The organism is Rothia nasimurium (assembly GCF_928381705.1).
Classification (GTDB): Bacteria; Actinomycetota; Actinomycetes; order Actinomycetales; family Micrococcaceae; genus Rothia; species Rothia nasimurium_G.
The window spans coordinates 1-454 of record NZ_CAKMSR010000038.1; the positions used below are offsets into that span (position 1 = coordinate 1).

The following is a 454-nucleotide window of genomic DNA, read 5'->3' on the forward strand; positions in this document are numbered from 1 at the left end:
GGGCGAGATCGACGAAGGCGTCTGGGGCATCAGCGTACCGCTGCTGGACAGCCGCCAGCGCCTGCACGGCGCCCTCAGCCTGATGGCCCCCGCCTTGCGCGCCCAGTCGCGCAGCGAATGCTTGCGGCAATGGACCCTCGACGCCGCCGCGCGACTTTCCGCGCGGCTGGACTGACCGACAGGAGTTTCGATGTACCCCGCCCCCGACATGAGCCTCTGGCAAGGCCGGATCGATAGCCAGGAAGGCGCCGACGCGCGGCGCTGGCACCAATGGATGCGTCCCTACGCAGACGACGCCGAAGCGGCCAGCGTGCTGCTCGGGTTCGCCAGCGACGAAGGCGTGCGCCGCAACCAGGGTCGCCAGGGCGCGCGCCACGGACCGCCAGCCTTGCGTCGCGCGCTGGCCAACCTGGCCTGGCACGGCGAGCAAGCGATCTACGACGCCGGCGACATC

1 protein-coding gene is annotated in these 454 nt (G+C 71.4%); it reads left to right on the forward strand.

The window, feature by feature from the left end:
• Positions 1 to 190: 190 nt before the first annotated feature.
• Positions 191 to 454 (forward strand): arginase family protein (locus tag L6762_RS11895; protein WP_237187497.1); only part of this gene is annotated, 264 nt, incomplete at its 3' end.